Source organism: Hydrocoleum sp. CS-953 (assembly GCF_002260545.1).
In the GTDB taxonomy this organism is placed as follows: domain Bacteria; phylum Cyanobacteriota; class Cyanobacteriia; order Cyanobacteriales; family Microcoleaceae; genus Trichodesmium.
On the sequence record NZ_LGSU01000839.1, the window covers coordinates 1 to 4,975 of the forward strand.

Genomic DNA, 4,975 nt, shown 5'->3' on the forward strand with positions numbered 1-4,975 from the left:
TCTTGTAATTATCAATTATCCATTATCAATTATCAATTAATGAAAGATATTTGCTCATATATAGCAGTTGTAAATACTTCACTTTTTTTAGTGGGAATAGTTGTATTGCGAGGAATAATTTTTCTCATTTCACCTCCTGAAGTTTCAACTCCTAAAGACATAGGTATTATATCCAGCAGCAAAATATCTTTAATTTCTCCTGCATAAACACCCGCTTGTATAGATAGTCCTAAAGCCACAGTTTCCTCAGAATAAATTCTTGACGTAGACTTTTTTCCAAGTAAATGACTTCTTCGTGCCAAAATCACCGAACCAATTTTTCCCAAGCTTGCCATAAAATCTCAGCAGTTTCCACCGGACTTTTCGGCAAATATTCCCTCGCCTTTTCCAAACACATTTGTGCTTTTTGTTCATCTCCAGACTTTTTAATTGCCAAACTCAACCACAACCAAACCATGGGTTGCTCCGGTTGAATATCCAAAGACTTAAAATAACTTTCTACTGACTTTTCAAATCTATTAAACTGATAAAACAAAACACCCAAACTCCGCCACCCTTGCCAATGATTTGGTTGTAACTTTACTGTCTTTTGATAACAAAAAATCGCTTCCTCATAACATTTCAACTGATAACAAACCTCAGCCTTCTTATACCAAGCATCATAATTATGAGGTCGAATATTAATAGCTCTATCATAAGCAGCGATCGCTGCTTCAGTATTCCCAAACTCCTGCATAATTCGACCTTTAATAACTTGGGGAATTCCCCCTAATATTTTTGTTAACAATGAAGGATTATTACCTCCTGTTTGAGAACCAGAAGCAGCAAAACTTTTCTGATATTTAACAGACTCTAATTCTTTTAAAACCTCTCCTACAGACTGATACCTTTGATTAATATTCGGAGCCAAAAGCTTATCAATNGTATTCCCAAACTCCTGCATAATTCGACCTTTAATAACTTGGGGAATTCCCCCTAATATTTTTGTTAACAATGAAGGATTATTACCTCCTGTTTGAGAACCAGAAGCAGCAAAACTTTTCTGATATTTAACAGACTCTAATTCTTTTAAAACCTCTCCTACAGACTGATACCTTTGATTAATATTCGGAGCCAAAAGCTTATCAATAATTATCCCCAAATCTTCACTAATATTAGATTGCAAATATTGTCGCCAAACCCATTTACCCTCAATCACATCAAACAACTCAAAAGGTGCTAGTTGAGTCAATAAATAAATACAAGTCACCCCCAAATTATAAAGGTCACTAGCAGGAACCGCCTTTCCTGCCAACTGTTCCGGGGCGACATATCCCGCACTACCAATCATCGTTCCAGTTTTCCCCAGGGAAGAGTCCGTAATTACCTTACTCGCCCCAAAATCCACCAACACCAACTGACCTTTAATTTCCCCTCCACCATCAAGAAGCGTAATAGAATTGCGCCGAATAATATTTTCTGGCTTAATATCCCGATGAATTACCTGCCTTTCATGGACAAATTCCAACACAGGTAACAAATCCCAAAGTAACTCCTGAATCTGATTTTCCGTAAAANATTTCCCCTCCACCATCAAGAAGCGTAATAGAATTGCGCCGAATAATATTTTCTGGCTTAATATCCCGATGAATTACCTGCCTTTCATGGACAAATTCCAACACAGGTAACAAATCCCAAAGTAACTCCTGAATCTGATTTTCCGTAAAAGTCCCATTAGCAACCAATTCTTGTTCCAAATTTTGCCCATCAATAAATTCTTGGACTAAATATTGTTGCTCCCCCTGTTGAAAATGAGCCATTAATTCGGGAATTTGAGGATGTTGACCCAACTCATCAAGTCTCACAGCTTCCCGACGAAACAACTCAGCAGCCTTTTCCGCATTAGCACTATTTTGGGGAAAAAACTGTTTAATTACACACCTGGGAAGAGAAGGTTTATGTTCATCCACAGCCAAAAAAGTTTTCCCAAAACCACCTTGACCAATAGGTTTAATAGCACGGTAGCGATCGCCCAGTAGCAATTTAGCCCCGCAGCTTTGGCAAAATCTATTTTCAGAAGGATTATATGGCTTTCGGCATTCAGAATTGAGACAGTAGCTCATTTCAGTTATCAGTTAACAGTTATAAGTACCTCCTAAAATCCTTTTTTGATAGGGAGATGGGGAGATGAGGAGCAAAATTACGGATTAAATAGGGCTTGCTGAATAAGTCTTATGGGTGAGGGTAGGAATCAGGATTCAGGGGAATTGTCGGAATAATTGTCCCTTGATTTTTCTGTCCTTGTCTACCCAAAATACTAACTTTTTGCAGCTCTAGAGACCGAAAAGCTGGTACTTTTTCATGGCAAAAAAAGGCTAAATCCTTTATCTGTCAATGCTTTTAGATTTAATCAGCCAACCATAAATACATTTACTCTTCCGAAATATCCATTGAATTGAAAATACATAACTTCTCTCTTTTGTCAACTTTATAGCCACCTCCCAATCACCCAATCACCCCATCACCTCATCTCATCATTTAGCTGGTATTTTGTCAGAGTCAGTTTCTAGAACTACAGTAGGAATAGGTACTTCTTCAACTGCTGGATGTCTTTCCATAGTTAAACCTTTCTGCTGAGAACCAGATAATCGTTTCAGAAGTTTAGGTTTCGGGTCATGGAGCAAATAAATAATCTGGTCGCCTGGTTGCCAATTTTCAGTAGCTGGAAATACTTGAAGACTTCCTTGCCTTTCAATTAAAATAGGTATAAACTCCCCAGACTTAATCATGGCTTTGAGGTGAGTCTTTTGAAACTCAAATCCNTAGTTAAACCTTTCTGCTGAGAACCAGATAATCGTTTCAGAAGTTTAGGTTTCGGGTCATGGAGCAAATAAATAATCTGGTCGCCTGGTTGCCAATTTTCAGTAGCTGGAAATACTTGAAGACTTCCTTGCCTTTCAATTAAAATAGGTATAAACTCCCCAGACTTAATCATGGCTTTGAGGTGAGTCTTTTGAAACTCAAATCCTAATTGCTTCAGAACTGTTTCACCTAACTTCACCTCTTTATCAGACAGGTATTTATTCCAACTTTTCAGATTTAACTCAGTCGTAAATGCTTGTTGAACCTTATCTTTATTATTATTCTGATTTTTCTCTTGGGGACTTTTTGGATAAACAGCTAATACCCTTGGTGGCTTAAATTCTTCTGCTGCTCTTTGAGCCAAAACTAAATTCACTTCCCCATTCTTAGTCATTGCTAAGAAAGTTCCTACTGATTCTAAACCTGCTTTTTCTAGGACATTAGTATCTAAGGCACTACTTTTGTATATTTGTAAACCTTCTGTCTCTGCTTGCTTACAACTTTCCTCATCTGTATCAATTAGTACCACTGATTCACCCCTATCCTTAAATATCTTGCCAATTAATCGAGATAGAGGATTAGAACCAACTATAATAGCACCTTTAGCAGCACTAGAGGTAATTCCCAAAAATTGAGCCACAAATCTTGCAGTGAGTCCTTGACTAAAAACTGTCATCATAATTGTCAAGAACACCAAAGCTTTAATAGAATCACCACCATTTATACCTTTTTGAGTTAACAATATGGCAAATAGAGAGGACACTGAAGCGGAAACTATCCCCCTAGGAGCGACCCAACTCACAAACATCTTTTGTCGCCAATTAAGCTGACTATTCCAAGTGCAGAGTAATATATTGAGAGGTCGAACCAAGAACATTAAGGTTAAAACTGTAAATACACTTCCCCACCCTAGAGCAACTACACTAGCTAAGGATAGGTCTGCTGCTAGCAAGATAAATAATACCGAAACAGCTAGCATTGTTAGCTGCCCTTTAAACCGTCTGATTAGTCTTAACTCTGGTATTTCTGCTGCCCCAACTACCATTCCTGCTACTACTGTGGTCATTAACCCTGATTCGCTACGAATTTGTTCCGCTAGGCCAAACATTCCCCAAAGAGCAGCTAAAACTACTAAATTTGCTAATTCTTCAGAGAGAAATTTTGCTCTTTTCAAACTAAACCCAAGTACCCAACCTCCTGCTGCACCAATAATAGTACCCATTCCTAAACGCACAACTAGGTCTCTAAATAATCCTACAGGGTCAGCACCTTCATTTAAAACGATATTCAGTACCAATACGGCTAGAATTGCTCCTACAGGATCGATGAGAACTCCTTCTCCTTCCAGCAATGTAGCTACTTTTCGGTCTACTGATACCTGTTTGAGCAATGGTCCTACTACTGTTGGCCCCGTAACTACTACTAGGGAGGCATAAAGAAANTAGGTCTCTAAATAATCCTACAGGGTCAGCACCTTCATTTAAAACGATATTCAGTACCAATACGGCTAGAATTGCTCCTACAGGATCGATGAGAACTCCTTCTCCTTCCAGCAATGTAGCTACTTTTCGGTCTACTGATACCTGTTTGAGCAATGGTCCTACTACTGTTGGCCCCGTAACTACTACTAGGGAGGCATAAAGAAATGCGATCGGCCAAGGAAATTCTCCTAACCAATGAGCAGCCATACCTCCACCAATTAGTGTGACTAATGTCCCTATGGTGACTAAGTTGCGGATACTGCCAGAAACTCTTCCTAATTCTCTTAGTTCCAAATTGAGGCCACCCTCAAACAGGATTAGGGCTACAAATAGAGAGACTACAACCTCTAGACCATTGCCTAATAGGTTTGGATGTACTAGGCCCAAACCATCTTTACCTACTAAAATACCAAATAGTAGCAAAAAGACAATTGCAGGTACTTTAAGATAGGCTGCCACAACTTGGGAAGCTATACCACTGGCTACTGTGAGGATAATCAGCAGAGTTATATTAAATGGTGTTTCCATAAGCGTTTTTTTTCCCAGTCTTACCAGCTTTTTTTGCTAAGGTTTCAGATTTTGGCTCTGAAATTTTCTCTTTTAATTTTTGCTGGTTAGTTTTTATATATTTTTTTCTGATTAAGGGATAAATT

1 protein-coding gene and 6 pseudogenes are annotated in these 4,975 nt (G+C 38.5%); all 7 read right to left on the bottom strand.

The window, feature by feature from the left end; translation table 11 throughout:
• Nucleotides 1-32 precede the first annotated feature (32 nt).
• Nucleotides 33-284, bottom strand: a pseudogene (locus AFK68_RS10725) (Hsp70 family protein); the annotation flags it as partial.
• Between the two features lie 20 nt (nt 285-304).
• Nucleotides 305-922: tetratricopeptide repeat protein (locus tag AFK68_RS41485; protein ID WP_246844107.1), on the bottom strand; the 618-nt coding region annotated here is incomplete at its 5' end.
• Between the two features lies 1 nt (nt 923).
• A pseudogene (locus AFK68_RS41490) lies at nt 924-1,556 on the bottom strand (protein kinase); the annotation flags it as partial.
• A gap of 1 nt (nt 1,557) precedes the next feature.
• A pseudogene (locus AFK68_RS10735) lies at nt 1,558-2,102 on the bottom strand (protein kinase); the annotation flags it as partial.
• 411 nt (nt 2,103-2,513) lie between these two features.
• Nucleotides 2,514-2,801: pseudogene (locus AFK68_RS10740) on the bottom strand (sodium:proton antiporter); the annotation flags it as partial.
• 1 nt (nt 2,802) lies between these two features.
• A pseudogene (locus AFK68_RS10745) lies at nt 2,803-4,282 on the bottom strand (cation:proton antiporter); the annotation flags it as partial.
• Between the two features lies 1 nt (nt 4,283).
• Nucleotides 4,284-4,850 (bottom strand): annotated as a pseudogene (locus AFK68_RS10750) (cation:proton antiporter); the annotation flags it as partial.
• Between the last annotated feature and the right edge of the window lie 125 nt (nt 4,851-4,975).